The sequence below is a fragment of the Alistipes sp. AF48-12 genome, from assembly GCF_003477565.1.
Lineage (GTDB): Bacteria > Bacteroidota > Bacteroidia > Bacteroidales > Rikenellaceae > Alistipes_A > Alistipes_A hominis.
In genome coordinates, this window is record NZ_QUDJ01000001.1 from 34,806 (window position 1) to 61,673 (window position 26,868).

33 protein-coding genes, 2 tRNA genes and 1 pseudogene are annotated in these 26,868 nt (G+C 50.7%); 22 read left to right on the top strand and 14 right to left on the bottom strand.

What is annotated here, in order from left to right; genetic code table 11:
• Nucleotides 1–20: 20 nt before the first annotated feature.
• Nucleotides 21–692: an XRE family transcriptional regulator gene (locus DW082_RS00120; RefSeq protein WP_055205424.1), complete on the bottom strand. Its 672-nt coding sequence runs from the start codon at nt 690–692 to the stop codon at nt 21–23.
• Nucleotides 693–919: 227 nt separating this feature from the next.
• Here DW082_RS00120 and DW082_RS00125 point away from each other — a divergent pair, with 227 nt between their 5' ends.
• The 3 genes from DW082_RS00125 to terL all read left to right on the top strand — a co-directional run bounded on the left by DW082_RS00125 (nt 920) and on the right by terL (nt 3,320).
• The gene (locus DW082_RS00125) at nt 920–1,198 is read left to right on the top strand and encodes a hypothetical protein (protein ID WP_055205321.1); all 279 of its coding nucleotides are present in this window, start codon (nt 920–922) and stop codon (nt 1,196–1,198) included.
• 157 nt (nt 1,199–1,355) lie between these two features.
• On the top strand, nt 1,356–1,757 hold the full coding sequence (locus DW082_RS00130) for a hypothetical protein (RefSeq protein WP_125147213.1): 402 nt from the start codon (nt 1,356–1,358) through the stop codon (nt 1,755–1,757).
• Nucleotides 1,758–1,862: 105 nt separating this feature from the next.
• Entirely contained in the window at nt 1,863–3,320 is a 1,458-nt protein-coding gene (terL, locus tag DW082_RS00135) for a phage terminase large subunit (RefSeq protein WP_101572341.1), read from the top strand.
• Nucleotides 3,321–3,477: 157 nt separating this feature from the next.
• On the opposite strand, the gene DW082_RS00140 is transcribed toward terL, so the two are convergent.
• Both DW082_RS00140 and DW082_RS00145 read right to left on the bottom strand, forming a co-directional pair.
• Complete coding sequence (locus tag DW082_RS00140) at nt 3,478–3,894, bottom strand: biopolymer transporter ExbD (protein ID WP_055205318.1); 417 nt, start codon at nt 3,892–3,894, stop codon at nt 3,478–3,480.
• Nucleotides 3,895–3,897: 3 nt separating this feature from the next.
• The gene (locus DW082_RS00145) at nt 3,898–4,599 is read right to left on the bottom strand and encodes a MotA/TolQ/ExbB proton channel family protein (RefSeq protein WP_055205317.1); all 702 of its coding nucleotides are present in this window, start codon (nt 4,597–4,599) and stop codon (nt 3,898–3,900) included.
• 432 nt (nt 4,600–5,031) lie between these two features.
• On the opposite strand from DW082_RS00145, the gene DW082_RS00150 reads away from it, so the two are divergent.
• From DW082_RS00150 to DW082_RS00190, 10 genes are all read left to right on the top strand, one after another.
• Complete coding sequence (locus tag DW082_RS00150) at nt 5,032–6,207, top strand: site-specific integrase (protein WP_118456815.1); 1,176 nt, start codon at nt 5,032–5,034, stop codon at nt 6,205–6,207.
• Between the two features lie 6 nt (nt 6,208–6,213).
• Nucleotides 6,214–7,353, top strand: a complete 1,140-nt coding sequence (locus tag DW082_RS00155; RefSeq protein ID WP_118456817.1) for a hypothetical protein — start codon at nt 6,214–6,216, stop codon at nt 7,351–7,353.
• A 116-nt stretch (nt 7,354–7,469) separates the two neighbouring features.
• Nucleotides 7,470–7,760, top strand: a complete 291-nt coding sequence (locus DW082_RS00160) for an AlpA family transcriptional regulator (protein ID WP_118456819.1) — start codon at nt 7,470–7,472, stop codon at nt 7,758–7,760.
• Complete coding sequence (locus DW082_RS00165) at nt 7,760–8,062, top strand: AbrB family transcriptional regulator (protein WP_118456821.1); 303 nt, start codon at nt 7,760–7,762, stop codon at nt 8,060–8,062. Before DW082_RS00160 ends, DW082_RS00165 begins: the two co-directional genes overlap by 1 nt.
• Nucleotides 8,063–8,090: 28 nt before the next feature.
• Nucleotides 8,091–9,530, top strand: coding sequence for a phage/plasmid primase, P4 family (locus tag DW082_RS00170; RefSeq protein WP_118456959.1), 1,440 nt, complete (start codon nt 8,091–8,093; stop codon nt 9,528–9,530).
• A complete protein-coding gene (locus tag DW082_RS00175) occupies nt 9,517–10,521 on the top strand; it encodes a DUF6371 domain-containing protein (protein WP_259335433.1) in 1,005 nt (334 codons plus the stop codon). Before DW082_RS00170 ends, DW082_RS00175 begins: the two co-directional genes overlap by 14 nt.
• A complete protein-coding gene (locus tag DW082_RS14765) occupies nt 10,488–10,811 on the top strand; it encodes a hypothetical protein (RefSeq protein ID WP_259335434.1) in 324 nt (107 codons plus the stop codon). Before DW082_RS00175 ends, DW082_RS14765 begins: the two co-directional genes overlap by 34 nt.
• A gap of 87 nt (nt 10,812–10,898) precedes the next feature.
• A complete protein-coding gene (locus DW082_RS00180; RefSeq protein WP_118456822.1) occupies nt 10,899–11,147 on the top strand; it encodes a hypothetical protein in 249 nt (82 codons plus the stop codon).
• Nucleotides 11,148–11,168: 21 nt separating this feature from the next.
• Complete coding sequence (locus DW082_RS00185) at nt 11,169–11,408, top strand: hypothetical protein (RefSeq protein ID WP_118456824.1); 240 nt, start codon at nt 11,169–11,171, stop codon at nt 11,406–11,408.
• Between the two features lie 3 nt (nt 11,409–11,411).
• Nucleotides 11,412–12,083 (top strand): hypothetical protein, encoded by a 672-nt coding sequence (locus DW082_RS00190; protein WP_118456826.1) that lies wholly within the window; start codon nt 11,412–11,414, stop codon nt 12,081–12,083.
• 1,005 nt (nt 12,084–13,088) lie between these two features.
• Here the strand turns inward: DW082_RS00190 and DW082_RS00200 are convergent.
• Both DW082_RS00200 and DW082_RS00205 read right to left on the bottom strand, forming a co-directional pair.
• Nucleotides 13,089–13,907, bottom strand: a complete 819-nt coding sequence (locus tag DW082_RS00200; RefSeq protein WP_118456830.1) for a Bro-N domain-containing protein — start codon at nt 13,905–13,907, stop codon at nt 13,089–13,091.
• A 4-nt stretch (nt 13,908–13,911) separates the two neighbouring features.
• Nucleotides 13,912–14,175, bottom strand: a complete 264-nt coding sequence (locus DW082_RS00205) for a helix-turn-helix domain-containing protein (protein ID WP_118456831.1) — start codon at nt 14,173–14,175, stop codon at nt 13,912–13,914.
• 168 nt (nt 14,176–14,343) lie between these two features.
• Here DW082_RS00205 and DW082_RS00210 point away from each other — a divergent pair, with 168 nt between their 5' ends.
• The 6 genes from DW082_RS00210 (at nt 14,344) to DW082_RS00230 (ending at nt 16,179) form a co-directional block, all read left to right on the top strand.
• A complete protein-coding gene (locus tag DW082_RS00210) occupies nt 14,344–14,652 on the top strand; it encodes a hypothetical protein (RefSeq protein ID WP_118456833.1) in 309 nt (102 codons plus the stop codon).
• A 7-nt stretch (nt 14,653–14,659) separates the two neighbouring features.
• Nucleotides 14,660–14,974, top strand: a complete 315-nt coding sequence (locus DW082_RS00215) for an SH3 beta-barrel fold-containing protein (protein WP_118456835.1) — start codon at nt 14,660–14,662, stop codon at nt 14,972–14,974.
• Nucleotide 14,975: 1 nt separating this feature from the next.
• On the top strand, nt 14,976–15,197 hold the full coding sequence (locus DW082_RS14400; RefSeq protein WP_118456837.1) for a hypothetical protein: 222 nt from the start codon (nt 14,976–14,978) through the stop codon (nt 15,195–15,197).
• A gap of 195 nt (nt 15,198–15,392) precedes the next feature.
• Entirely contained in the window at nt 15,393–15,674 is a 282-nt protein-coding gene (locus tag DW082_RS14205) for a hypothetical protein (RefSeq protein ID WP_147386935.1), read from the top strand.
• Nucleotides 15,675–15,677: 3 nt separating this feature from the next.
• A complete protein-coding gene (locus DW082_RS00225) occupies nt 15,678–15,908 on the top strand; it encodes a hypothetical protein (RefSeq protein WP_118456838.1) in 231 nt (76 codons plus the stop codon).
• A gap of 73 nt (nt 15,909–15,981) precedes the next feature.
• The gene (locus DW082_RS00230) at nt 15,982–16,179 is read left to right on the top strand and encodes a hypothetical protein (protein WP_118456840.1); all 198 of its coding nucleotides are present in this window, start codon (nt 15,982–15,984) and stop codon (nt 16,177–16,179) included.
• Nucleotides 16,180–16,753: 574 nt separating this feature from the next.
• Here the strand turns inward: DW082_RS00230 and DW082_RS00240 are convergent.
• Nucleotides 16,754–16,836 (bottom strand) — tRNA-Leu (locus DW082_RS00240).
• Nucleotides 16,837–16,875: 39 nt separating this feature from the next.
• Nucleotides 16,876–16,960: transfer RNA gene (locus DW082_RS00245), tRNA-Leu, on the bottom strand.
• Nucleotides 16,961–17,370: 410 nt separating this feature from the next.
• On the opposite strand from DW082_RS00245, the gene DW082_RS00250 reads away from it, so the two are divergent.
• From DW082_RS00250 to DW082_RS00260, 3 genes are all read left to right on the top strand, one after another.
• Nucleotides 17,371–17,955: a 50S ribosomal protein L25/general stress protein Ctc gene (locus DW082_RS00250; protein ID WP_055205303.1), complete on the top strand. Its 585-nt coding sequence runs from the start codon at nt 17,371–17,373 to the stop codon at nt 17,953–17,955.
• Nucleotides 17,956–18,056: 101 nt separating this feature from the next.
• Entirely contained in the window at nt 18,057–18,620 is a 564-nt protein-coding gene (pth, locus tag DW082_RS00255; protein WP_118456842.1) for an aminoacyl-tRNA hydrolase, read from the top strand.
• 9 nt (nt 18,621–18,629) lie between these two features.
• Entirely contained in the window at nt 18,630–19,055 is a 426-nt protein-coding gene (locus DW082_RS00260; RefSeq protein ID WP_055205301.1) for an RNA-binding S4 domain-containing protein, read from the top strand.
• 71 nt (nt 19,056–19,126) lie between these two features.
• Here DW082_RS00260 and tatC read toward each other — a convergent pair whose 3' ends face one another.
• From tatC to DW082_RS00290, 7 genes and pseudogenes are all read right to left on the bottom strand, one after another.
• Nucleotides 19,127–19,999: a twin-arginine translocase subunit TatC gene (gene tatC, locus DW082_RS00265; protein ID WP_172970805.1), complete on the bottom strand. Its 873-nt coding sequence runs from the start codon at nt 19,997–19,999 to the stop codon at nt 19,127–19,129.
• 87 nt (nt 20,000–20,086) lie between these two features.
• Entirely contained in the window at nt 20,087–20,332 is a 246-nt protein-coding gene (locus tag DW082_RS00270) for a twin-arginine translocase TatA/TatE family subunit (RefSeq protein ID WP_101572337.1), read from the bottom strand.
• Between the two features lie 252 nt (nt 20,333–20,584).
• A pseudogene (locus DW082_RS00275) lies at nt 20,585–23,358 on the bottom strand (glycoside hydrolase family 78 protein).
• Between the two features lie 38 nt (nt 23,359–23,396).
• Nucleotides 23,397–24,395 (bottom strand): diacylglycerol kinase family protein, encoded by a 999-nt coding sequence (locus DW082_RS00280; RefSeq protein ID WP_118456844.1) that lies wholly within the window; start codon nt 24,393–24,395, stop codon nt 23,397–23,399.
• A 5-nt stretch (nt 24,396–24,400) separates the two neighbouring features.
• Nucleotides 24,401–24,631 carry a hypothetical protein gene (locus tag DW082_RS15255; protein WP_310648281.1) on the bottom strand — a complete coding sequence of 77 codons (231 nt, stop codon included), beginning with the start codon at nt 24,629–24,631 and terminating at the stop codon, nt 24,401–24,403.
• The gene (pepD, locus tag DW082_RS00285; protein WP_310648282.1) at nt 24,628–25,863 is read right to left on the bottom strand and encodes a beta-Ala-His dipeptidase; all 1,236 of its coding nucleotides are present in this window, start codon (nt 25,861–25,863) and stop codon (nt 24,628–24,630) included. The genes DW082_RS15255 and pepD overlap by 4 nt, the downstream gene beginning before the upstream one ends.
• A gap of 35 nt (nt 25,864–25,898) precedes the next feature.
• On the bottom strand, nt 25,899–26,852 hold the full coding sequence (locus DW082_RS00290; protein ID WP_101572328.1) for a phosphoribosylaminoimidazolesuccinocarboxamide synthase: 954 nt from the start codon (nt 26,850–26,852) through the stop codon (nt 25,899–25,901).
• Nucleotides 26,853–26,868 lie beyond the last annotated feature (16 nt).

The following is a 26,868-nucleotide window of genomic DNA, read 5'->3' on the forward strand; positions in this document are numbered from 1 at the left end:
TCGCTATAAATTTAGGTTAGTTACCGGATCGAGTTCATCCGTATGCTGGCTTTCACGAAAGCCAGCGCACGGATTCTGGATATTTCGACGTCCTTGTCGGCATGATGGACATTCTGGCTCACCAGTCTGACGCACCCCTCCTTGTCGGACTTCTGGATATATTTGACCGTAATGTACTCCTCGCCGTCGATGTCGATCGAAAGCAGGTACATATCGCCCCAGAAAATGTCGTTGATGTCGTTCAACTGCTTGTACAGCACGATATCGCCGCTTTTGAGCAACGGATACATGCTGTCGCCTACGACATAAATCGCCCCGTCGCACTTCGGCAGATTCGGAATGTGGATGTAATCCACCGGCTGCCGGGACGCCTTGTCCAGAAATAGCGGAACGAGGCCCGCCGTCCCCTCCACGTTGTACAGCGGCACGCTCTGCGATCCGACCGGGCGGTCGCTCCCCTTCAGGAAAGTCCGCTCGGGGAACTGCTCGTTGAACATGGCTCCCGTTCCGGATTCAAGCCATTCCGGATTGACATTCAATGTTTGAATCAAAATATTGCGGTTTCGTTCCGACAACGACGCCCTTCCGGTTTCGATCATCGACAACGCGCTTTTACCGATCCCTATGATACGGGCCATATCTTCTTGAGTCATCGACAATTCAGAGCGAATCATACGCAGCCGGTCGCACAAAATACGGATATCGTTATTTTTTTGCATTTTTTCAGGCAAAAATGTGTTTTATTAAAATATTGAACTTATATTTGTACTGCAAAGTTAAACAGTTTTACACAAAATTCAAATAGAAATTGATATAAAGACTATTACAAGCTTTCCAAATTCAAATATTAGATTCAAAAATTGTATAATCCATTTCGAACCGTTCTTATTTAATCTTTGTATTCAAAACTGCAAGAATTATGATCACGATCACCAAACAAATTTACGAAGAAATTGCGGAACTTCTATTGGAAAAAATTCGGGAAAAAGATTTTTTTAACGGCACCGTCGAATACGACACCGACGAATTCTATTCCTCGCTGACCTGTACGCTGATCATTTGCCGCGCCCCGGAAACCGGAATCATCCTCTCGGTACTCCCGGTGTGGTGGAACTACGACATCGCCCTGATCGATGGGGAGCAGCAAAGCGATTTCAGTTGGAACACCCTGAACCGATTCCTCGAAAGCCGGTTCTAAACATCGGAGATCCTGCCTTATGAACATGACAGGTCCGGCGTACAGGTCCGGCGGGAAACGCATCCCGGTCGCGCGACCGCCCCGGCGCTCCGACCCGGAAACAAGTACGGGAAGCGCATCGGCGCCCGACGCGCTTCCCGGCACAAACCGAAAAACCATGACCGATTCCGAAAAAGCTTCCGTTTCGTCCGTTTCCGCAGGGGCTCCCGCCCCGGCCCGGCAGGAAAAGGCATCCTCCACGTTATACCCCAAAGCCCTGAAAAGCCTCGAAAAACGAATCCGGGGCTACCTGCTGAAAGAGGTCAAGACGACCTACGAATACGACGGAGACGGCAACAAACGAATCAAAAACGAAACGATCACCCGCAAGCAGGTCGCCCCCGACCTGGCGGCGATCACATTCGCGCTGTCGAACCTCGATCCGCAACGATGGCGCGCAAAATCCGCTGCCGACACGGGCAGTCCTCCGGACAACGACACTGCGGACGACGACCGTCCCGACCTGTCGGGACTGTCCGAACAGGCGCTCCGTGAAATTTCGGGATTGTCGGAACTCTGACGAACCGGTCGTACCCGTCCGAAATTTACTCCGGAGTACGACCGAATCCGACTCCGGTAAAATGGAAACCGCCCCCGTAACTTTTCGTCTTAACCATACCGATCTATGCTGCTTTCAAAACGACAGGCAGCGGCGGAACTCGCCCGCCGCTCGCTATGCGATTTCGCGCGGGTCTGCCAGCCGGCGATCCGCCTGACCCCGTTCCATCGCACTTACTACAATACGCTCGACCGCTTCGCGCACGGACAAATCCGCAGGCTGATCGTTTCGGTGCCGCCGCAACACGGCAAATCGCTCGGGTCGTCGGTGCTGCTGCCGGCTTACCTGCTGGGAATCGCACCGCAGACCCGAATCGCGCTGGCCTCGTACAACCTGCGGCTCGCGTCCCGCTTCAACCGCCGGGTACAACGTTTGATGAGCGAACCCGCCTACCGGGACGTTTTCCCCGCGACACGGCTCAAGACGTCCTCCGCAAAACAACCGAACGTGATCCGCACGAGCGACGAATTCGAACTGATCGGCGCTCCGGGCGGTCTGCTCAGCGTCGGGCGCGAAGGAGCGCTGACCGGCAACCCGGTCGACGTTTTCATCCTCGACGACCTATATAAAGACGCGGCCGAAGCCAATTCGCCGCTGATCCGCGACCATGCGTGGGAATGGTACAATGCGGTCGTCAAAACCCGGTTGCACAACGATTCGCGCGAACTGATCGTCTTCACGCGCTGGCACGAAGACGATCTGATCGGACGGATCGCCGCCCACGAACCGGTACTCGAACTGACCGCCTCCTCGGAATCTTATAACGGAAAAACGCAGGCGGAACAATGGCTGCACCTGAACTTCGAAGCCGTCAAACAAAGTCCCCCCACCCCTTCCGACCCGCGAAAGCCCGGCGAAGCGCTGTGGCCGGAACGCCACGGCATACGGTTACTGGAACAAAAACGCAGACTCGACCCGCTGCTGTTCGAGACAATGTACCAGGGACATCCCGCCGTACGCGAAGGACTGCTATACGGCGACAATTTCAAGACCTACGACCGCCTGCCGGAAGATACCGTCCGCCGGGCCAACTACACCGACACGGCCGATACCGGCGAGGACTACCTGTGCTCGGTCTGTTACGAGGTGGGGCGCGACGGTATCGTCTACATTACCGACGCGGTCTATTCGCCGCTCGGCATGGAGGAGACGGAGATCCTGGTAGCCGACATGCTGCTACGCAACGGCACCGTCGCAGCCCGCATCGAAAGCAACAACGGCGGCCGCGGATTCGCCCGCGAAGTAGCGAAACGATGCCGCGAAGTACGGGTCGAGTGGTTTCACCAGAGTCACAACAAGGAAGCCCGTATCCTGTCGAACGCCCCGGCCGTACTGAACCGCATTGCGATGCCGGCCGGATGGCAGATCCGCTGGCACGTCCTGTACGGCGACCTGGTCACCTTCCGGCGGCTGTTCCGCGCAAACCGGCGCGACGACGCGCCGGACGTGCTGACCGGCATCATCGAGACGGAAAGCGAAACCGCTTCGCGAAAAAATATCCGGGCCGTCGGATTCAGCCGGTAACGACCGGCGGGTCGGCACGACCGCCGGCAGTTATGCGACACAGAATCGCCGCGGCCGCCGCATCGCATGTTCCGTAAGAGACGGATCGCTGAACACAAAAACCCTCCGGGCGTTGCAAGAACGCCCGGAGAGTTTCATTCCGGCATCGATCATCCGGCTATTTTTTCTCAACAAACAGCAACATCTTCAACTGAAGCCTGTTCGCTATATCGATCAGATCTACGACCGGCTGTAGGTTCAGCGACATGTCGGCCTGCAGCAAGACGACATACTCGATCTCCGCATTCCCCTCTTTCTTGTTCTTGACCATCGAGGCCAGCGCCGGCTCGATCTCCTTGAACTCCACTTTCCGGTCGTCGATGAAATACTGACGGTCGGCCGTGACCGCCAGCATGATATTCTTTTTGGTAATCACCTTCTCGGCCGTGCTCGAATGCGGCAGCATCACCTTCAGCGCCACCGGCGTGACCATCGTGGAGATAATCAGGAAAAACAGCAGCAGGAAGAACATGATGTCGTTCAACGATGCCGTGTACACCTCGGCGAGCCTTGTTTTTCTGCGTTCGATTTTCATCGGTTACGGTTTAACGGCGTGATCCCGGTCGGCGCGGATCGCCTTCAGCGCTTCGTTGGCGACAACGTCCATCTGCAACACGATCTTGTCGATCCGGTTATTGAGCAGCGAATACCCCGAATAGGCAATGATCCCGACCAGCAGCCCGGTACCGGAGCAGATCATTTTTTCGTACAGACCGTTCGAAATCGTGGAAATATCCAGCACGCCGGACTTCGAAATGTCGTAGAAGATCCGGATCACCCCGAAAATCGTTCCCAAAAAACCCAGCATCGGCGCGACCGACGCGGTAATGGCGAGGTAATTCATCCCTTTTTCCATTTTGGAAATCTGCAAACGCGCCTGAATCTGCATCGACTCTTCGACGTCCTGCAAAGTCCGGTTGTCGTTTTTCAATCCCGCTGCGACCACCTTGAACGACGGGAAAGTCCGGCTCGCGGCAAATTGGCCGGCTTTATCGGAATCGCCGGCATAGATCAGTTTCAGCAGGTAGCCGAACGCCCGGCTGTCGTGCTTTCCGAGCTTGCGTAGCATGTACCATTTATCGGAAATAATGAAAATCGCCAAACCCGCCAGCAGGAAAATCGGGATCAGAATCAGCCCCCCCTTCATCAACAGGCTGAAATAACTCTCGCTATGAACCGCGGCGGCCGGCTCTGCCGGAAGGTTTGCGACGGCCTGCAAGAAAATACACAGTAAACCCATATTCGTTCGATAAATTTATGGGACGACGACACGCACGACGCTCCGCAATCCCGCTATGACCTACAAAAATATATCTTTTCCCGGTTTCGGAATCACTTTTCGGAAATAAACTTCACCCGAGTCTCAAAAACGGGCAAAACGCCATCGGCCTGCGCCCGAATCCGGCGAACGATCGGAAATAAAAAACTCCTAAGTCCGAAAACTTAGGAGTTCAAACGGTGCCCAGGAAAGGCAACCAACCCGGGAAATATCGGAAAGTAAAAACAAAATAATACTTGATTTTAAACTATTTATCATTATGTGCACACCTGCTATTATTCCGATATTTGCCCTTTCTTTGTGAAGTAGTACACTTTTAGTACACCTTGGTATCGTATCTTTCATTATCTTTGCAAAGATAAGAAAATAAATGAAAACCAAAGCAATACCGAGGTGGCTAAATTGACGGTAAAGACAAAGGAGAATCCGAAACTGCATCAGAATACACTTTCTGACGGGCGGATAAGCCTTTATCTTGAGTATTATCTTGGTCGTTCACAATGGACTGATGAGGAGACAGGCAAAGTGATGGTTAAGCATTATCGGCGCAAGGAGTCGCTGAATCTCTACCTGACTGCCTCTCCACGCACCCCTGCCGAACGTCAAACCAACAAGGAGACATTAGAGCTTGCCGTAAGAATAAGAGCCGAAAAAGAACAGGAACTCAAGAACGACATACACGGCTATCGTCTGAGCAAATCGAAGAATATTAACTTTCTCGATTACTTCCAGTCCTACATAGATAATTACACGAAAAAGGACGTCCGCCATCTCAACGCCGGACTGCGTAAATTCAAAGACTTCCTAAGCGTTCATTATCCGATTTATCAAGCGGCCATAAAACCGGAACAACTGACGAAGGAAATGATGTCCGCCTTTGTCGCTTATCTGGAGAGTAAAAGCAAGGGAGAGGGGGCGCATACCGTTTATCAACGTTTTAAGAAAGTGGTTAAATACGCCTATGAGAATGGAATATTGAAACAGAATCCGTGCAATGGAGTAATTTGCAAAATAGACACGCAGACTCTCAAGAAAGATGTTTTGAGCATGGAAGAAGTGCAGCGCCTTATCCAAACGTCATATCCCGGTCAGAGCCAAACCATACGCAGGGCATTTATCTTCTCGCTCTATACCGGCATCCGGTTTTGCGATATTATCGAGTTGAAATACAGCAATGTCGATTACGCTAATATGTTACTCTCCTTTGAGCAGACCAAAACGAAAGGGCACAGCGCAAATAGCGGCGTTGTTATTCCGTTAAATGAAAGCCATCTGCAACTGATCGGCCCGAAGCCGGAAACGGATGATCGTATTTTCCCATTACCCAGCCATACGATGTGTCTGAAAGCGTTACGGCATTGGACTAAACGAGCCGAGATAGACAAGCATATCACCTGGCATTGTGCCCGGCACTCGTTCGCCGTAAACATCCTCAACAATGGAGCGAATATAAAAACCGTTGCCAGTTTGTTAGGGCATAGCGGCCTGAAAAGCACAGAGAAATACACCCGGGCGGTAGACAAGTTAAAGCAGGAAGCCATAAACAGCCTACCGGAAATAAAATTGTAGTATGCAATGAAAGCAATCATCAAAACGGATCAATGTATAGAGCTTTTGAAAGAAGTGTTATTTTCGCTTTCTCCCTTTTTATTTGATGCTCGAATTAATGATGAGTTAAAAGCGATTCTGAAGGATGCAACGAATAAAGGAGAAGCGATAAGACAGTATTATCTTGACAAATCCGGGCGGGAGATATTCACAACAGATGAGGATGCACTAAAACACGTTTTCGATAAGGAGTTATTACTGAAACGACTGACACGATCAAAGGCGCTAATGTGCTATGTAATATGTCCGATGATGTTAGTTGAGGGGGACTTTACAAACCGGGAGAGAGTGCTGGATTTTATGCGTAGGAATAACTTATGGACGGGAGAGCCATATTCCGACATAGTTTTGGATGCTTTGCAGATCGGAGTAATTACAGCAAAGGATTTAGAGCATGAATTTATGGAGATGTGTCCTGATATTGACAGCATTCCAAAATATTTGCAGGTTACACGTGTCAAGTTCAAAGACGTACTTTCTCGCATCCCGGATAAAGATTGTTATTCGTTTGACAATCTACTTTTCAATCAGAACGATAATGAGTACTCCAGACGTGTCCAGCCTCTTGTGGAGATGGGAGTAATAACCCATAAAGAGGCAGAGGATATATTAGTTTCTGTATCTATGATTATCCGAGACATTAATTGGGCGGTTAATAAAATTGCCGAAATGTATAAAGAACTCGAAAAGATGGCGCTCCCATCTACTAATGGACAAGAAGCGACAAGAAGCATTACAGAAACCCATTTTAGCTTAGGCCTGAGCGAAGATAAAATAGGGACTATCCACGCAGGACTGATTGATAAAAAAATCATCAACTCTGAAACGCCTGAAAGTCATATTGAATATGTCCTCAATGGCGGAGAGCGCCCCGATACATTCAAGGCTATTTCATGGTTAAAAAGTCAATCTCTTTTGGCGTACTTTATCAATAAAATATGCTCTCAGGCCCATGCGAATAATTTATGGGCTATAACCAGACAAGCCTTTCGGGTTAAGGAACGGGAGCCAAATGTTAATGCCATGAAAAATGGTGTCAGTAAAACAACGGGAGGATGGATTAAAAATCCCAAAAACTCAGATTTAATAGATGAGATATTGGAATAAAATAGTTTTGCAAACGGTAAGGGTTACGGTAATATACTGTAACCCTTTTTATTTTTCAATACTTGCCAAATTTGCTCCTGTTAATAGATCACCGGTGATCCTAAATCAAATTAAAAATGACACAGGATCAAATTACATCAATGGTGGAACGCTGCATACAAGGTGCAGGGCTTGCCACAAAGAAAATCCTCTCATTTGAGGAGGCAGTACAGTTTACGGGATTGTCGAAGTCGTACCTATACAAGCTGACTTCACAACAACGTATTCCGCATTATAAACCATCTGGCAAACTCCTCTATTTCGAGAGGGATGAACTGGAGCGCTGGCTTATGCAAAATCGGGTAAGCACTACCGATGAAATTGAGAGGAAGGCACAGAGTTATTGCATGAAAGGAGGACGGCGATAATGAGAGGTAACAGAAATGCCGCCCCGGTCGCAAACGACAAGAACGGCACCCAAATCAAATTCAAAGATAGTGAATACTATCCGAAAAAGCAAACCCGGCTACTCTTTCTATCGGGTGGCAAATACCTTGCAAAAGAAATAAATGATCGGGTTGGTTTTAACGATGCTCGCAAGGTTATCAGCACATTACGCAGGGAGGGAATGCGGATAAAAGATATTCGCCTTGATGACGGTCGCAAACTCTATTGGCTGGAGCAGGATAACCAACCTACTTTATTTGGAAAGGAGGCTTTCAATGGATAGCATACAGTCTTTGACAAACGGTACGGAGATGCCGGACTATATCGGCCTAATAGGGGCGGAACTGGAGAAAGCCAAACGGTTGCACGTTGAGGTTCAAAAGGAAGTCCTTACCGGCAAGACCTATCAAAAGGTATTGCGGGAACTGCTTACCCAGATCGAGCCGGTGGACTTCCGGGAGCGGGCCGGACTTGACGAGGACACCAAGATCACCCGCAAACTCTATGTAGTGATCGCCATTGATGAAATAATCGACACAGCTATCCGTAATAATTGGGGACTATGCACCAAAGACGGGTTTATCTATGTCTTTAACGGTAAGTATTGGCAAGTAGTGAACGCAGAAGATTTTAAACCTTTTTTAGCGGATGCCGCTATGAGAATGGGAGTACCGGTACTGGAGGCGAAATACCATCAGTTCAAGGACGAGCTTTATAAGCAATTCCTTTCGGCCTCGAACCTGCCAACACCGGAAACCAAGAAGAATGTCCTGATAAACCTGCTTAACGGCACTTTCGAGATTGCAGACGATAAGCAGGAGCTCCGAGGGCAACGCCGGGAGGATTTCCTCAAATATCAACTACCATTTGAGTATAATCCGGATGCCCGGTGCCCGATGTTTGATAAATACCTCAACCGTGTCGTACCTGATGCCGACTGCCGGAAAGTGTTGGCCGAATACCTCGGTTACATCTTCATCAATAATCTGAAGCTCGAAAAGGCACTGATCCTGTACGGTAGCGGGGCAAACGGTAAATCGGTATTTTTCGAGATTGTGAACGCTATTCTGGGAGACGAGAATATTTGCTCCTATTCGTTGCAGAACCTCACTAAATACGACAGCTACCAGCGAGCGGAACTATCCAACAAGCTATTGAATTACGCCTCGGAGATCAACGGGAAACTGGAAGCGTCGATATTCAAGCAGTTGGTAAGCGGCGAACCCGTTGAGGCCCGGCAGATATACGGTAAGCCTTTCGTAATGCGGGACTATGGCAAACTGATGTTCAACTGCAATGAGTTGCCGAAAGAAGTAGAGCAAACCAATGCGTTTTTCCGCCGGTTCATCATCATTCCGTTCAATCAAACTATCCCGGAATCGGAGCAAGATCCGGAACTGGCAAAGAAGATTATAGCCTCGGAATTGAGTGGCGTATTTAATTGGTTGCTAGATGGGTTGCGCCGGGTATTGGCTCAAAGAAAATTTACCCAGTCCGAGATGGTGCAGGATCAGGTCGATGCCTATCGCCGGGAATCCGACAGCGTGGCAATGTTTATCGAGGATGAGGGGTATAAGCCCGCCGTTGAGGACTTCGTATTTCTGAAAGGGATTTACGGAGACTATAAAACATTTTGTACCGATAACGGATATAGGGCTTGTTCCATCAGAACCATGTCCGATAGGTTGAGGTCGCTATTGTTTGAATCCAAGAAAACCATGCATGGGATAATAGTCTATGCAAAAAAATAAAGTTTTATTTCATCGTCATTTGCGTCATTATCGTCATATCCTCGACCAAAATATGACGCACATGACGAATATGACGCAGGAAAAACAAATTATTTTTTCAGGTATGATACGACACAATCCACCATATTTAGAGAAGTACACAGGCCGTAAGTCCCGGCACGAGTGCCCGGCCTGCCATGATAAGCATTCTTTCACATGGTATCTCAACGGGGACACGGGCGAGGTTATCCATCCAAACGTTGGCCGGTGTAACCATGAAAGCGGCTGCGGCTATCACTACACACCAAAGCAGTACTACCAGGACAACCCTCAATTATCGGAGTTTTCGAACACTATAAAAGAGGGTGAGGTTACAGCGAGGGTAAAACAGAATCACCCCAAGTTTACCCAAAGGGTTGAAGAAAAAGAACCGGGCCGGATACCAAAGCAGTATATCATTCAGTCATTGGGATATAATAGCAATTTTGTAGCGTTCCTATGCTTGATCTTCGACCGCTACACCCTCGAATCTCCGACCATCAGGCGAGTAATGGCAGACTACTATTTGGGCTGCACTAAAAACGGCTCTATTATCTATTGGCAGATAGATGAACGCAACCGCATCCGAACGGGAAAGGTAATGCAGTACGACCCTGTAACGGGCAAGCGGGTAAAGAACGCTAACGGTGCGATAGACTGGGTTCACGCCAAACTGAAGCGGGACAAGGTATTGCCTGATGATTTCAATCTCGTGCAATGCCTGTTCGGGGAACACCTGTTGAAGCGCTATCCGGATAAAGTAGTGGCTTTGGTCGAATCGGAGAAATCGGCGCTTATCGCCGCCGGGGTCTATCCCGAATATCTATGGGTGGCGACCGGTGGGCGCTCGCAGCTCTCTATTGATAAACTCCGAGTGTTGATGGGGCGCACCGTGATAATGTTCCCGGATACCGACACAGACGGCAAAACTTACTCCCTTTGGCAGATAAGGCAAAGGAATTGGCGACGATAGGATGCACCGTAACGATCTCTAACCTACTGGAGACGGTGGCAACCGACGAGGATAGGATAAACGGACTCGACATTGCCGATTACCTGATCCGTCAGCTCAAAGCCTCGATACCAGAACCGAACAACATCCCCGCAACGGAATCGGCCAAAGCTCCTATCCGGCCTCTCAACCGTGAAGAACAAGCATTACAACACCTCGGCAATCTCAACCCGAATATCTACACCCTGATAGATAGTTTGGGGCTTGTAAGCGTAATGACAGGCGAACGCTTACGAACGATCATTAATTAACCATAGCGGGCAGATTCCGTGCATGACAAACATCCATCCAAGACAACCGAAATTAAACCGTTTTAACCAACTAAATAAAAAAAAACAATGAAGCAGAACAAGAAAAAGACGGCATTTTTGCCATGTAAGATTTTCAAACATGACGGTGCAACCTTGACTGTCGGGGTAAGTGAAACCACGATTAACGACAAGCCCGCCCCCTCAGAAGTGTATTTCCTCGTCGAAGGATATGGAAACGGAGAAGATGATCCCGAAGCCGTTGCCACTTTCACGCCAGACCGAACGGTGGAGATCGCTGAGGCCCTATTAAAGTTTGCAAGGCTGGCGAAAGAGTAATTAACCCCAAAATCAAATATCATGAACAACGAAAAATTAAGAAAGATGCTGCAAGCAGCAGAAAAATACGGTGCTGATGTCGCTTACGAAATGGCTGTCAACCAAGACGGCGAGGGCGATTCGAATGACAACGCAAATGAAGGCGCCGAAATTGCGACATTTATCAACAAGGGCACCCGTCGTATCATCGAAGGCAAAGATAACACCGGCAATTCCGACGGTTCGCTGGCAGTAGATCCTATCACAAATTTACCTATGTAAGCGATGAAAACAATTTGCATTGGACAAATACCCCAGGAACACACACGCTATTTATTCGATCAGGCGATAGCCAAATTGCGGGAACTTGTAACCGCCGACAGGGTAGGTGAATACGGGGAGGAACTGACAACGGCATTTATCCAGGAATTATTGCAAGGCGGCTGCGCTATCCGCTCCCGGATGCTCGACAAATTCAATGCCTCGCTGTCCGCTGTATTATTCCCGGCGGAACGCCGGCAGAAGGAGGCGTTATATGACGCCCTGCTATCACAGTTCGACGAACTGACCCGAAAGGCTTGCAAGACAATCGAGGATTTCAAGTATATCCCCATAGAAGCCTATACGGTGGGGGCTGACAGCGGTATAGGGTGCGACCCCGAAGTGATTGATAAGGCTTTCGCAGAAGCCGGAAACGTGTGTATCTCGCATCCATCGCAGGTTGAGGTGTATAATGCGGCTCAGAAAGCCATTGCAGCTATCCACGAGCTCGATGCGCTGGCCCAGAATTACGGGATGTATGCGGTCAACAAAAACAATTACCGCTCGATCATAGACATAGATTTGGAGATGGATGCTACCATTGGAGTACTGGGAGCCAAAAGGGTTGTGCAACTCAATCCATTTGCCATACAACAGGCGTACGATGGTGGTTTGTTTAATAATCCGAAAGGTTAACGGGGTATTTATTAGGCGGACTATACATCCGTCTATCCCTAATAATTTAGGTTATGGCAAAGCGAAGAACGTGGCCTACACTTTTTGAGGAGTGCAATCGCATAGAACTTTCGTATTTGTGGAAACGATATGCAATGTGGATACCTCAGCGTTTCGCTGCCTCGATGTCATGGAGCTGTCGAGGTAGGCCGGCCGGCAATATCGACCTGATCATTGACACCCGGGAAATGTATATCGAACTCGATTACAGATTCGGAGACGAGCCTCGTCATTATCGGGTGCAACTGGTCTCGGTTGCATCGAATCTTGGCAAGGGGCGGATATGGTATTTCTTATGCCCTCAAACCGGTAAACGTTGCCGGATTCTTTACGGAGTGGAAGGCTGGTTTTTCCACCGCTCAGCGTTCCGTGGGTGTTGCTATGATCGGCAAACCCTTTCAAAGCAATATCGATTATACGATTATGCGATATTTCCCCGACAGATCGAGATCAACGAGCAACTGCGCAAATGTCGTAAAACCTATCGAGGCAAACCGACACGACAATACGAGAGATTATTGCGACGACTGAGAAAATGCGACGATATGCAACGTGCTATCGGGAATAGCTTGGGATTGTTCGGAAAATAAAGGGAAAGCCTCTCGAAAGCAGCTTCCCCGATTTTTTGATTCTCGACAAGTCAAAGATAGCAAAAATCGGGGATATGAACAATACACGACAGGTACGAGAACGCAGAGGTGGAGCACGGGACGACAAATGCGACAATGTGACTATAAACATGACACGGGACGAACTGATAATACACCTCCAGCGAATCAAGCGAAAATGCGAAATTTTGATACTGAAGCACAAAATTAAATCGTAACACAATATCCCGTAAATACCCTTGCAACAAAGGGGCAGACGATCCGAATAAGCAAACACGTATAAAAGAAACAGCCACCTCAACGGGTGGCTATTCTTTTTGATATCACAAATTGTGATGCCCGGATGTCTATCAAGTAGTTACTTCTTGAGAACCTTTTTAGCGCTTAACGGACTAACGACCTTTTGACCGGTTTGGGCCTCCAGTTCTTTCCGGGCGGCACCGGCAACCTTACCGCCCCGGTGTGCGATCTGTTTGCTATGCTCAAAGGTTTCCGGCTCCTCTTTCTGGGAAATCTCGGTTGTTGAGGCTTCTGCAAGCATATTGAGGACTAATTCGAGGTTAGTCATATTATCCCGCAGGCTCTCGGTTTTAAGCCCTTTATATTGCTTGTACTGCTTTGTTGATAGACCAGACCAACCCTGCGTAATAACATCAGTAAGGATAGCGTATTGCTGACCTTTCTGTATTCCCCGGCGCTCCCACTCATCAGTAAGCTCTTTGCGTACCTCGATGGATTTAAGCCTTTGATTTATCCAGTTAGCCGAATAGCCTTTACGGTGGTAATACTCCATTATTCGGTCAATACCTTGTTCCGGATCATCTATTTCCTCAAGGCGTTCCCGGCCTAATTGCGCTAACCATTGTTTGAATGGCTCCGCTTTCGGAGATGGGATAGACTGGATAAGCCGGAAAAGTTGTTCGACATCAGCAACATCGGTTAAGCGCATCTTCCCATCCGGAGCCTCCATTTTCAACTGTACGATATTCTCGTACACTTCGCTCCCTTCTTTTTCAAGTTTGATTTTGAGATCGCTCCAATAACGACGGGGATTTGCGCTATCAGTTAGCACCTCAATCACATCGATAATAGAAATGTACCATTTCTCAGCCTCGGAATCCCACACGGAACGCACTTGCTTGTCCTCAAAAAGCTTTATAGCGTCTTTTTTTGTCATAGTCTTACTCCTTTCCTATCTTTTCAGCCGTCAACCGCAATTCCGTGCCGCAATATGGGCAGGTAAAGTTCCCGGCCTTTGGCTCGTCTATCAACTCCGATACCGGTACATCTAAAGCGTTGGCGATCTTTTCAATAGTATCAAGGGATGGGGTTACTTTGTTATTTACGATATTACTCATGCTCGGTTGGGCGATACCTATTTTTTCAGCAAGGGATAACGCCGTTACCTTTTTCTCCTTTAAGACCTCTTTAATTCTCAGTTTCATTTTATAACGAATTAGATTATAGGGCAAATATAGTCATTTATAATGTATAAAAATATATCAACGCAAAAAATATTACGTTTTTGGTTAACTTTTTTTATCAAACGTTTGGTTGTTATAATTTATTACATTATATTTGTGGTGTAAAAATAATTGAAAACATTATAGACCATGCGAGCACACTTCACCACATCAGACTACCAGGCGATAGTAAACAAGATTTACGGCGAGATATCGGATGAAAGCGCCGAATCTGTGATAGAGTTCGAGAACGGCGATTGCCTGCTGGTCGTTCAGGTAAATCACCGAATAGGGTACAGGGATGAGATAGGCGGTTCTTACGAGGGTTACGACTTTGAGATGCTGGCGGTGGTGGATGAAGAAGAATTTGACGTACTGAGCGCCGATTGCTATGACAGCGAGGGCAACGAAGTGGACAGCGACTTTGACGCTAACGAATTATACAAACTCTTAAACTAATATAACGATGAGAAAAAGTGATTTGAGGAACATTATGTTGCGGGCCTGGGAGATGTACCGCACGACCGGCAAAGCCTTTGCCGTATGCCTTTCCCGTTCTTGGGTTATTTTCCGCCTTATACAGCGAATGCGATCCAGTGTAGTACAATTCTCCTATGAAAAGATAAACGGGACACTACGCAAAGCAAAAGGCACGTTACGGGGCGTTTCGTCTATTATCAAAGGCACAGGAACGGAAACACCCAAGACAGTGAAATATTACGACATTGAGGCGGCCAACTGGAGGTCATTCAAAATCGAGAATCTGATAACAATTTACTGATATGAAAGGATTGACAACCAAACAGACGTTACAACTGTTAAGAATCGCCCAAAATGTCCAACGGGGCACCGGCCTAGACGAGGTAGCATTTGTCACTCTGATGCGCATTTGCCGAGATTATGTAACCCCCGGACTTTATCCAGCTATTCCGGACGATGAGCGAGATAAATGGTTTATGGATCGCCTCAACAAATTCCGTGTCCGGTTCTTTGAGAAAATATAGACCGTTATGGAGCAGGCAAAGATGATGATTTATGAACTTTCCTATTGATGGCTATTTGCTGGGGATGTTCCCCACCGAGGCCGAAGCCGTCCGCCGTGCGGACTATTTGCCAAAAAGTCGATACACTCTCCGTGAATGGGAAAAGGACGGCGAATTTTTAACGTTTGATACATTAACCAAATAAACCAAATAGTTATGACAACAATCACATTTAACACTGAAGAACTGGCAATTATCACATCTGCGTTACACTGGCGCAATCGTTACCACGCCTACCGTATTGAGAAACTGGAGCGCAAACTACTTTCGGGCAAAGCCTCTGATCCTGAAACAGCAGAACGTTCCTTGCTTGAAAGAAAACGATACCAAAATCTCCGTGCAGATTTGGAATTAAAAATCAAGATGGCGGCAGGTTCAGCCTATCGTGGCGACCGAGAGAACAACTATCGTACAACTGAAACGTATAACATAGAATGAAAAATGAACCTCAAGAGCGAAACTTTAAAAATGAAATCCGCAAACGTATTCACCCACCCGTTATGCCCCGATTGCTTTGCGGTTGCGGTAATAGATGACAACGGGCGGCTGATGGTGAAATATTACGAGGTTGCCGGCACTGGATTTACGGGAATGGACGGCAGGCGTGTCCGCCGGGAACTTGGTCGCCTTGTTCCTGATTGGCATGTAAAAATAGGGATATTCATCGAATGAAGCATTTTATTTTGACGGCCCGGCCTTTCCACCGGGCCGTTGTTTCCTGTGTTAACCAATAAAGAACAACGTTATGAATAACCAAAGCCAGAAAGATGACAAAGACCGTCACACAGACGGGAAAGGAAGTACCGATAAATACACGGCCGCCGATGTAATGTTAAGGTTAACCCAAGATAAGGCCTTCAGGCATGAACTTATAGGACTATTGGCCGAATTAGAACTAAGCCTTACGCCGATGAACAAGGAATATCCAAAACACAAAGCATGAGATCATCCCCGGCTCACTGACAGCGAGCGCTGTGAGATTCCATCTGTTTTTTTTAATTTCAAAACAATATCTTCGCATTATGAAACCTATCAAAGAACCCCCCCTATACCTACCGATAAGGAAGGTCTATTTTGACGAGATAATCGCCGGTACTAAGACTACCGAATATCGTGAGATCAAAGACACCACGGCAAAAAGATACCTACTAACAAACGAGCAAGGCGGTTTATTCCAGATCCGAACGTTCCGGGATCAGAGAGTTGTGAGTACATAGACGATTATAACGGCGGAAGATTCCCGTATTTCCCCCGGCCTTACAAATACCTGTCGCTGGCAGTCGGTTACGCCAAAGAGCGAGATACGGCGATTGTCGAGGTGGTTGGTTACAGCTTCGAGCCGCACATAATACGGGGCAACCGCTATGCCTTTTGGGTGATCGCATACCACCTGGGGCGCATTGCTGAGGTAAAAAGAAAAAGGGGTAAAAGATGTTGTTTTGTCGAAAAGTACACTTTTAGTACACCTTAAAGAAAAGCAAAAGCCGCTTAATCAAACGATTAGGCGGCTTATTTTGTGCCCAGGAAAGGACTCGAACCTTCACATCATCACTGACACTAGTACCTGAAACTAGCGCGTCTACCATTTCGCCACCTGGGCAATCCAATACCTCAAAAAACTCAAACCCTTCGGTTCCCGTGCCCAGAACAAGACTCGAACTTGCACGTCGTAAACCGACACTACCCCCTCAAAGTAGCGTGTCTACCAATTTCACCATCTGGGCTTATATCTTATTTACAACAGGAATAAAGTTCATTCAAAATTCAAAGGAAAGCTACAGAAAGAGAAAAATCTCACTTCTGCGGCATTTTCCTTCTACTAACCTAAAACTACTAACCTAAAATGAACCTAAAACTTCGTTGCAAAGATAAAACTTTTTTCCGAATCGTCCAAAACTTTTTTCCGTCCGGATCATTCTTTTGAGAACGCCCTTTACGTGTATCCCGTAAAAGTGCTGCAAAGGTAACCAAATTTGGAATAATCCAAAATATCAGGACATAATTTTTTCGATTTTTTTTATTTTCCCGTTATTAATCCTATCTTTGCGGCTGCAAAAGGCGCGATGGGGCGACAGAGTTCGAATCTCTCTTCTGTTTCTGAGTAGCGCCGGATAACACAAACACAATCAAAATTATGGAAACGATCAAAATCGCCGGCGTGAAACGTAACGCATTCGGCAAAAAAGAGAGCAAAGCCGTACGTAAAGAAGGCATGGTGCCGTGCGTAATCTACGGAAACGGGGAGACCATTCATTTCGCAGTGGAAACGCGTTCGCTAAGGCCGCTGATCTACACCCCGCAGTCGTACCTCGTGGAATTCGACATCGACGGCAAAAAAGAAGTAGGCGTAATGCGCGAAGTACAGTATCACCCGGTAACGGATAACGTGTTGCACGTGGATTTCTTCCATGTAATCCCCGGCAAACCGATCTCGATCGACGTTCCCGTGAAGTTGACAGGCAACTCGGAAGGCGTCAAACTGGGCGGTAAGCTGATCCTCAGCAAACGAAAAGTACGCATCAGCGCCACCATGGAGAACCTGCCCGACGAAATCGTCGTGGACGTAACCAAACTCGGCCTGGGTAAAAGCATTTTCGTGGGCGACCTGCAATACGACAACATCGCGATCCTGACCCCCGCGTCGACTGCGATCTGCGCCGTTAAGATGACGCGTGCCGCCAGAGGCGCCGCCGCATCCGAAGCTGCCGCAGCGAAGTAGGACGACCGCGGAACGACCGCGACGACCGACATACCAAAACGCCCTGTCGCGAAGCCCCTGTAAGGGAAGCGACAGGGCTTTTTTCCTAAAAATCCGACACATTGAAATATCTGATCGCAGGGCTCGGAAACATCGGAGCCGAATATACGGAGACCCGCCACAACATCGGGTTCAAAGTGGTGGACGCGCTGGCGAAAGCCGCCGGCGTAGCGTTCGAAACGGGCCGCTACGGATCGGTCGCCGAACTGAAATACAAAGGGCGCACCTTCATCCTGCTGAAACCGTCGACTTACATGAATCTCAGCGGGAAAGCCGTCGGCTACTGGCTGAAGACCGAAAAAATCCCGATTGAGAACCTGTTCGTCGTCGTAGACGACATCGCCCTGCCGTTCGGCACGCTCTGCATCCGCGGGAAAGGAAGCGACGGAGGACACAACGGACTGAAAAACATCGCGGAATCGCTCGGGCACAACAACTACGCCCGGCTGCGTTTCGGGATCGGCGGAGACTTTCCGAAAGGGTTTCAGGTGGACTACGTCCTCGGCACCTGGACAAAAGAGGAGGCCGACGCCCTGCCCGAACGGCTCGATATGGCCGGAGAGGTCATCCGGTCGTTCGCAACGGCCGGACTCGAACGAACGATGAACGCATTCAACAACAAATAAGACAAAACGATGGGCGAAGATTTCTCGGTAAGAGTTGACAAATGGCTGTGGGCCGTGCGGATCTTCAAGACCCGCAGCGATGCGGCGGATGCGTGCCGCACGAACCGGGTATTGATCAACGGAGCTTTCGTAAAGCCTTCGCGGGAGATCAAAGTCGGAGATACGGTGACCGTAAAGAAGATGCCGGTCACTTACACATACCGCGTCGCGGCGATGGTCTCTTCGCGGCAACCGGCCAAGAACGTGCCCGATTACGTCGAAAATCTAACGTCCCAGGCGGAACTGGACAAGTTGCACATCCCGAAACTGACCGTCTTCGTACAGCGCGACCGGGGAACCGGCCGCCCCACCAAACGCGAACGCCGGGAGATCGATTCGCTGATGGGAGAGATTTACCTCGACGACGATTCGGAAACGTCCGGCGATTCAGAATAATCTTTTTCCGGTATAACAAAAGAGGAGCGCATCCCCATGCGCTCCTCTTCGTTATTTTATAACGAAAGCGGTTATTCTTCCAGGTCTTCCTGCGGCACGTCCACCGGATAACCGTTCGCAGCCTCCTCTTTCGCCTTTTTCCGTTCGACATGGCGGGCGAGGAATATACTCAGCTCGTACAGCGAATAGAGCGGCAGAATTACCAGCACCAGGCTGAACAGGTCGGGCGGCGTGATTACCGCCGAAACGATGGTCAGCAGGATGATCGCATGTCGGCGGTATTTTCGTAGGAAAGCGGCCGTCACGATACCCATCTGCGTCAGGTAATAGATCAGCAACGGCAGTTGGAACACTGCGGCGCACGCCACCGACACGGTCAGTACGGTAGTCAGGTACGAGCGCACGTCGATCATGTTCGTAATATCGGCGCTGGCCTGATAACCGGCGAAAAAATTGATCGACAGCGGAACGATCAGAAAATAGCCGAACAACAGTCCGCAAAAGAAGCACACCGAAACGTAGAACACGAACATCCGGCTTTTGTAACGTTCGTAGCTGGTCAGGGCCGGAGCCACGAAGCGCCAGATTTCCCACAGCAGGTAGGGAACCGCCAGTACGACGCCCGTCACCATCGACACCTGCATATGCAGGTTGAACTGCCCGCCGAGCGCCGTATTCACCATATTCAGTTTGATATGGTTGATACACAAGGTGTCGTCGCCGAACAGCCGGTGCGATAACTCGCACAGCCAGCGATTGGTCGGAAAGTCGGGGGACTGAGGCCCCATCAGCACCATATCGATGATAAACTTCTTGGCGACGAATGCGACGATCATGATGATGAACAACGCCGAAAAACCACGCACCAAATGGGGACGCAAAGCATCGATATGTTCAAAAAAAGTCATCTCGTTATCGGATGACTTTTCCTGTTTATCGGTCATAATATTCAAACGGTTAGCATACGATACACATTCGCGGTTCCGTAGAACCGCGCAAAGGCCCGAGCCCCTGCCGTATCCTGCAAGATTCTAATTCTTGGTAGTCTCGTCGGTCGGTTTTGCAGCGGGCGCAGAGGGAGCCGTCGTCTCGTTCTTGGGAGTTTCGGCCGTATAATCCTTGTTAATAGCGTCCTTGAACTCCTTGATACCGCGTCCCATGCCACGCATCAGTTCGGGAATTTTCTTGCCACCGAAGAAAATAACGACCAGCGCCACGATCACTAAAAGCTGCCACGGCCCGATCACACCCATTATCAGCAAAGGTAAGTTAAGCATAATTTACATATTAGGTTTCACACTCAGGTTATTGCGGTCCGGGCCCCGATTCGCGTTTCCCGAAAGCCCGTTCGTCTTGCAAATATAACACAAAAAACAGATTTTTGTTGTTCGCAGGGCATTTATTTTAGCCTGTCCCCATTCCCGCGCATTCCGGTCGTTGCGCATTCGACCGTCCAAACGGAAAAGCCGGCTTACAAAAAACCCCGCCGTTCGATCGGGCGGGGTCTTTTGTTTTTTCGGTACGTAAGCTTATTTCCCGGCCAGGAAATCGAAAGTTCCCGATCCCGCTTCGACCACCACGAAACCGTCGGCCGCATTGACGGACTTCACCGCTGGATTCTGCAACAGCGGCTTGCCGCTTTCGGTGACCTTATCGGCCGATGCGGCCGGGATGCGGATGCTGGCCGTCGTATTGGCAGGAATTACGACTTTCCACGAAAGTCCGTTCTCACCCTTCTTCCAATTGCTTTCGATCGGGCCGTACAGCGATTCGTACGACGCGTTCACCCAATCGAGCCCGTCGGGGAAATAGGGAGCCATAACGATTTTCTTGAAACCGACCTGCTGCGGATCGCTCTTGATCCCGGCCAGGTTCTCGTAATACCACGTCATCAGGTCGCCCAGCAACATCACGTGGTTGCCCGAGTTCATCGCCGGATCGGCCGTATCGCCGTTCCACAATTCCCAGATCGTCGTGGCGCCCTTGTCGATCATATACCCCAACTCGGATAGGTACGGTTCGTAGCGATCGTGTAAGCCAGGTCGCCCTTGCCGTGCTCGGTCAGGCCGCGCATCAGGAACTGGATTCCGATCAGGCCGGTGCTGACATGGCTGTCGAATTCGCCCTGGGTTTTTTCCACGATATTTTCGAACACCTTGCCCTGCAACGAATCGGGGGTCAGATCTTGCATCAGCGACAGGATGTTGGCCGTCACCGTGTTGTTGGCGTACTGACCGGTTTCGGCATTCAAGAACATCTGGTTATAAGCGCTCTTAATATTGGCGGCGAGCTCCTGGTAAGCCGGAATATCGGCCTCGTTGCCGCTGATTGCGGCGAATTTGCTCATAATGTTCAACAAACGGTAGTAGAAACTGGTCGCGAGCAGGCGGCCGTCGGTTTTGCGAGCCGGATCGGCCGAGTGGATCAGTTCCTGGCTTTCGGGAGGCATACACCAGTCGCCGTACACGTCGTTGATAACGACATTATCCTTCATCTGCGTGTCGCGGATGAAATCCATCCACTTTTTCATCGAAGCGTAATGCTCCTTGATCGGGCGGCTGTCGCCGTACTGGTTGTACAACATATCGGCCACGCAAATGTAAGCGGCGGGCCAGGTTACGTTGCCGGAGTGTTGGTCGAACGTCCAGAAAGCCGGAGCCACGTCGGGCACGCAACCGTTTTCGCTTTGGATCTGTTCGATATCCTTCAGCCACTTTTCGTAAAGCAGCGCATGACGGAACATGAAACTTTCGCCGATGCAACCCATCGCGCGGTCGCCGAGCCATCCCATACGCTCGTCGCGCTGCGGACAGTCGGTCGGCATACTGCGGTAATTGCCGCGAATACCCCAGAACGCATTGTGGTAAATCTGGTTGATCGTCGAATCGGACGACTCGAACGAACCGACCGTTTCCATCCGGTCGTAATTGACTTTCCCTTTGAAATTTTTCAACTCGGGCTTGTAGTTCAGTCCGGTAATCTCTACGAAACGGAACCCGTGATAGGTGAAACGGGGTTCCCAGCTAAACAGGCCGTCCGACGCAGGCGTATAGATGTCGGTCACGTGCGCGCCGCGCAGGTTGTCCATATACAGGCTGCCGTCGTCCTTCAGCGTTTCGGAGAAACGCATCTTGATCGGCTTGTCCTTCTGCCCTTTCAGCGTTACAGCCAGCCATCCGACCAAATTCTGCCCCATATCGACGATGTAAGTACTGTCGTTCAACTGGTTGATCGAAACCGGGTCCACCGTATCCATCGTCATGATGTTCGGATTGCGCTGAGCGACCAATTCGCCTCCCGGAGCGCCTACCTTCCGGGCCTGCATCCACGCGCTGTCGTCGAAGCCGTTTTCGTTCCAGCCCTTCATCTCATAATTGGCGTTATACTCCTCGCCGTCGAATTCGTTGTTGGCGATGATCGGGCCGTTGGTGGTCAGTTTCCAACTGTCGTCGCTGACTACGACCGTTTTCGAACCGTCTTTATAAGTGATTTCCAGTTGTGCCAGCAGCTTCGGGTAGCCGAACTGACGCAGCGAACCGAGCAAACCGGCAGAAGGATCGCCCAGACGCATCGAGAAATAGCGCCCGTTGCCGAGGATCACCCCGATCGTATTCTGCTTGTCCTTCAGGAACTCCATCACGTCGAAAACATTGTAGTTGACCGACTTCGTATAGTCGGTAGCCGTCGGTGCGAAGATGTCCTCGTTGATCTTGCGGCCGTTCAGGTAGCATTCGTAAAAGCCCAGTCCGCTAATGTATAAACGCGCCGAAGCGACGTTCCCTTCCACCGGGAATTCCTTGCGCAGGTAACGGGCGGCCAGACGGCTGTCGCCGGTCAGGCGATCCGTCGCGTTCAGCGAACTGTCGATCCCGATCCACTGCGCCTGCCAGTCGCCGTCATCGAGCAGCGCCATCGACCACTGCGCGGCATCGCTCCACAGCGAGTCGCCCTTATTGGTGGTAATCAGCACCTTCCAGTAGTAATCCTTGCGGGATTCGAGCTGAGATCCCGCGTAAGGAACGAACGTAGACTGGTCGGACGAAACGACGCCCGAATCCCACACCAGATTTTCCGCTTTGTCGAGATCGGTCTTCGTAGGAGCCACCATGATCCGATAGGAAGTCTGCATCACGTCGTCCTGATCGGATTCGATCCGCCATCCGAAACGGGGATGCTGCTCGTCGAGCCCGATAGGGTTCTCCTGCAACTCGACAGTCAAATCGACGACGCCCGCCGGTTTTTCACCGCAGCCCATAAAAAACAACGCCGCGCAAACCAGTGATAAAAGTTGATTTTTTTTCATTTTTGGTTTTGTTAAGGTTAGTTCGTAAAAATATCGTTTTATTTTTTATTTTCCAAAATTCTATCCGCAACGGACTTGCCGGCGCTTCCTTCTTCCAGGAAGCGTTTGGCCACGACCACCCGGACGGCGCGGTCGATGATCTCGAACTCGAACGGCGAATATCCGAGCGCTTCGCCGTCAACCTCCAGCGCGATCTCGGGCGACGACTCGATCCGGATGCGCCTTCCCCGGTTCAGGCTCGTCTTGCTCAGCCTGTAAATTTTCCCGTTGAACAGCACCTTGAAATGGAACAGCACCGAGAGCCAGCTCATTTTGCGAATCACGGTCAGGTCGAACAACCCGTCGTCGGCCACGGCGTCCGGCGTTTGTAACATCCCGCCGCCGTTGTACCTGCCGATCCCGATCGTAGCGCTGTAAACCAAGTCGTTAACGACCAATTCATCGTCGACATACACCTTGACGCCGGTCGAAGAGTAACGCAGCAGGGCTTTCAGCGTGCTCCACAGATACAGCCATTTACCCCGCTTCCCTTCCTCTTTCAGGTGGTTGTAACGACGGTTCACGACGGCGTCGAAGCCCACCCCGGCCACGTTGGCCATATAACGCTCCTGCTTGTAAGTCGCCTTGTGGTACGAAACCACGCCGACGTCCTGCAAAAAAGAGTGTCCTTCGACGATCGCCCGGATCGCTTCGGAATATTTGCGCGGAATCCCGAACATCCGGATCCAGTCGTTGCCGGTACCGACGGCGATCACGCCCACCAGCACCTCGGTCGTAGGAACCGCCTTTTGAATAAACAGGCCGTTGACCACCTCGTGGATCGTCCCGTCGCCGCCGACCACCATGATCTTGCGGAAACCGTTGTTGATCGCCTCAACGGCCAGTTCGATCGCATGGTACTTGCGTTCGGTGAACGCATACTCCGGCACGATGTGGTGATCGCGCAATAACTTGCTGATCAGCGGCCAGTCGCTCAGTCCCTTGCCGCTTCCGGCGACGGGATTGACGATGGCAAACCATTTATCGAACGTCTCCATAACCTTTACGATCTGAACGGTACATTGCGGAGCGTGGCCAGCAGATACTGCCAGAAACGGCCGACCGACGCGACGTTCACTTTTTCGTCGGGCGAATGCGGGTGCAGGATCGTCGGGCCGAACGAAATCATATCCAGCGCAGGGTAATTCGTACCGATGATCCCGCACTCCAGTCCGGCATGGATGGCCGTAACGACCGGTCGGCGACCGAACAGCGACTCGTACGACGCGATCATCGTATGCAGGATCGGCGAATCCGGATTCGGATTCCAGCGTCGTAACCGCCCTCGAGCGCGACTTCTGCTCCCGCGAGTTCGAATACCCCGGCGATCCGGTCGCCCAGATCGGCCTTTTCGCTATCGAGCGAGCTACGTAACAGGCAGTGCACCAGAATCTCCCCGCTTCCGGCGGTGACCCGGGCCAGGTTGGACGAAGTCTGTACCAGCCCCGGCATCGACGGATTCATCCGGATTACGCCGTCGGGACATCCGCGTACGGCCCGGATCAATTGCCGTTGCGATTGCGGGTCGATCAGCGAATCGGGCCGCCGGGCATCCGTAATCCGAACGGTCACCGCATCGTCGACGCCCCGGAACTCCTCTTTCAACACCGATTCGAGACCGGCGGCCAGCGTCCGAAAAACATCCGAGACAGCGTCCGGAACGACAACCGTCGCCGTCGCCTCACGCGGAATGGCATTGCGCAGGCCGCCGCCGTCGACCGACGCCAGCCGCAAGCCGTACTCCCGTTCGCACTTTCTCAACAGCCGGAACAAAATCCGATTCGCATTGCCGCGTCCCAGATGGATATCGATGCCCGAATGTCCGCCTTTCAAACCGCCTACCGCAATCCAGAAAGCCTTATATCCTTCAGGAACAATATCTTCACGATACGTCATGCGCACCGAAGCATCCAAACCGCCGGCGCATCCGACATACAGTTCGCCCTCCGTCTCGGAATCCAGGTTAACCAGTATCTCGCCGTCGAGCATTCCGCCTTTCAGACCGCGGGCCCCGTCCATGCCGGTCTCCTCAGTCGCGGTGATCAGCGCTTCCAACGGCCCGTGCACGACGTCCTCAGACTCCATAACGGCCAAAATCGCAGCAACTCCGATCCCGTTGTCGGCTCCGAGCGTCGTTCCGTCGGCCCTTACCCATTCGCCGTCGACACGGACTTCGATGGGATCTTTCGTAAAATCGAACCGCTTGTCGCCGTTTTTCTGCGGAACCATGTCCATGTGCGCCTGCAGAATGATCCCCTTGCGGGACTCCATGCCCGGCGTAGCCGGTTTGCGCAGGATCACGTTCCCGGCATCGTCGACCGTACAGGCGATGCCGTGCGTCCGCGCTTCGGCGACCAGATACGCCCGAATCGCCTCCTCGTGCCGCGACGGACGCGGCACACGAGCGATCTCGGCGAATTTTTCCCACACCTCGCGGGGCGAAAGCCCATCCAGATTCGTATTCATAAAAACCCGTTTTATCTAAGCTCTCCGAACAAACCTCAGCGCAGCCGTGCCAGCATGTTCTTTACATTATTTTCGATCCGCGAAGTGATATCGGCCGCTTCGTCCTTGACGAATTGCTCGCCGGTGATCTTCTCGTACAGCTCGATGTACCGGTCGCTGACGCTCCCGACGAACTGATCGGTCATCTGCGGAACCTGCTGTCCGGGCTTCCCCTGGAAACCGTGGTCCATCAGCCATTCGCGGACAAACTCCTTCGACAACTGACGCTGCGGCTCGCCTTTCGCAAAACGTTCCTCGTAACCGTCGGCATAGAAATAGCGCGAACTGTCCGGCGTATGAATCTCGTCGATCAGGTAGATCTCGCCGTCCTTCTTGCCGAATTCGTACTTCGTGTCGACCAGGATCAGGCCGCGCTCGGCAGCCATCTTGCTTCCGCGATCGAACAGCGCCAACGCGTATTTTTCGAGCATTTCGTAATCGGCCTTCGAAACCAGTCCTTTGGCGATGATCTCCTCTTTCGAAATATTCTGATCGTGCTCGCCGATCTCGGCCTTGGTCGTCGGCGTGACGATCGGGTGCGGGAAACGCTGGTGTTCGCGCATTCCGTCCGGAACGGGTACGCCGCAGATCTCCCGGGCGCCGGCTTTGTAATCCCGCCACGAACTGCCGGTCAGGTAAGCGCGCACGATCATCTCGACCGGAAACGAGTCGCAGCGGTAACCGACCGTCACCATCGGATCGGGCGAAGCGATTTTCCAGTTCGGGCAGATATCGGACGTGGCGTCGAGAAATTTCGACGCGATCTGGTTCAGCACCTGTCCTTTGTAGGGAATCCCTTTCGGCAGGACGACGTCGAACGCCGAAATCCGGTCGCTCACGACCATCACCAAATACTGGTCGTCGATATTGTAGACATCACGTACCTTTCCTTCATACAGGCTCTTCTGCCCGTCAAACCGGAAATCGGTTTTTACGATTGCTTTTGTCATGTTTGTTTCGATTTAT